General features: G+C 41.7%; 1 protein-coding gene. It reads right to left on the bottom strand.

Annotated elements, in window-relative coordinates:
- The coding region (locus NE664_14255) for a hydroxyacid dehydrogenase (GenBank protein MCQ4727798.1) at positions 1–436 on the bottom strand (436 nt) is incomplete at both ends.

Genomic DNA, 436 nt, shown 5'->3' with positions numbered 1-436 from the left:
TCCACATAGTCGACAGCGTTTACGATAACTTTTCCGAAATCCTTTACAGCCGTGAGTTTTTCGGCGATTTTCTCAATTTCAAGATCTCTTAATTCTTCAAGGGAAATATACGTCATGTCCTCCGCTTTAAAAGCTCCCTTTGACTTTTCCTCACAGTATTCGCCAATGTGGCTTGAAGAATATCCGAAAGACTTATCCTTTGCAAATTCCGTAAGCCCTGCCGGCGTAAGCATATCGCCTTCTTTTACATAATGTATGTTGTTTATTGTAAAACGCCCGCCTTCTTTAAAGAATGGGAACATTATTTCCCCGTCGATTTTCCTGCCTGTAAGCTTCTCCGTTTCTTCTTTAAGAAGCATAGGCTCCAGCAGATAATGCCCCCTTAAAGTCGAATCGCTGCGGCTTATCAAAATATAGTCTTTTCCCGTCGCTTTAG

Source organism: Anaerotignum faecicola (genome assembly GCA_024460105.1).
In the GTDB taxonomy this organism is placed as follows: Bacteria; Bacillota; Clostridia; order Lachnospirales; family Anaerotignaceae; genus JANFXS01.
This window is presented reverse-complemented; position numbering and strand designations above follow the sequence as displayed.